Origin of the sequence: Aeromonas sp. LsrichE-8G (assembly GCF_022869435.1) — a bacterium.
Classification (GTDB): Bacteria; Pseudomonadota; Gammaproteobacteria; order Enterobacterales; family Aeromonadaceae; genus Aeromonas; species Aeromonas caviae.
This window is the reverse complement of record NZ_JALIHH010000267.1, coordinates 1-1,212: the sequence shown is the minus strand read 5'-3', so window position 1 is coordinate 1,212 and position 1,212 is coordinate 1. Positions and strand designations below refer to the sequence as shown.

General features: G+C 50.0%; 1 protein-coding gene. It reads left to right on the top strand.

Annotation, left to right across the window (positions count from 1 at the left end; all coding sequences use genetic code 11):
- The first annotated feature begins 86 nt into the window (after nt 1-86).
- Nucleotides 87-1,184 carry an ISAs1-like element ISAs1 family transposase gene (locus MUW49_RS20940; RefSeq protein ID WP_010676219.1) on the top strand — a complete coding sequence of 366 codons (1,098 nt, stop codon included), beginning with the start codon at nt 87-89 and terminating at the stop codon, nt 1,182-1,184.
- The last annotated feature ends 28 nt before the right edge of the window (nt 1,185-1,212 follow it).

Here is a 1,212-nt window from a genome sequence, read left to right as displayed (position 1 = left end):
CAGGGCGGGATCGCACTTTGTTAATGAAATTTGAACAGGCAGATCGTCTGTGATCTAATCGCGTCTCCATGCAGGAGGCACGCGCTATGACGTTGATTGAACACCTTACCCTTGTCGAAGAAACTCGCTCTGAGATCAATCGTAAACATAACCTGGTTGATGTCATGTTCCTTGTCATCAGTGCCATCATGAGTGGTGCCGAGGGCTGGAATGACATCGAAACCTATGGCGATTCAAAGATCGATTGGCTGCGTCAGCATCGCCCCTTTGCCAACGGCATCCCGCGGCGTCACACGGTTGCCCGCATTCTGCGCTGCATTGTCATCGATACCTTGCTTGAAGCGTTGCTGTGCTGGGTCAATGAACAGCGCACTCATCAGGGCAAACCCATCATTGCCTTTGATGGCAAGGTGTTACGCGGCTCCTTTCGGGGAAATGCCAAGGATGCGCTTCAGTTGGTCACGGCTTACGATACCGAAAATGGGCTGGTGTTAAGCCAGAAAGCAACCCCTAACAAGAAGGGGGAAATCGAAACCGTCAAAGATATGCTGGACATTCTTGAGCTAAAAGGAGCCGTTGTCACACTCGATGCGTTGCATTGTCAGCGTGAGACACTGGAGAAAATCAGCGAGAAGAAGGCTCATGTAGTGGTACAGGTCAAGAATAATCAACCGAAGCTGTATCAAGCGGTTCAATCGCAATTCCAGTCACTGTTTGACGCCCAGAAAGAGAAGATTGTCGTCGAGCACAAAGAGAGTGGACATGGCCGCCAGGAAGAGCGTTATGTGTTTCAATTAAAAGCCAAATTACCGCCAGAGTTGACGGAGAAATGGCCGACAATCCGCAGCATCATTGCCGTTGAGCGTCACCGCAGCGCCAACGGAAAAGGAACGGTAGATACCTCTTACTATGTCAGCTCGTTATCCCCCAAGCACAAGCTGCTAGGGCACTATATACGGCAGCACTGGCGGATAGAGAACAGCCAGCATTACATTCTTGATGTGGTGTTCAACGAGGATGCTTCCAGGATAGCGATGGAGGATGCGGTCGAGAATATGGCGCTATTCCGGCGGTTCGTATTGAATATCGTAAAACAGAGCAATTGTGGTGCTCGAAGTCAGAGAAACAAGCTAAAAAGAGCCGGCTGGAATGACGACTATCGGGCTCAGTTATTCTTTGGTTAAAATATCAACAAAGTGTGCTCCCGCCCTG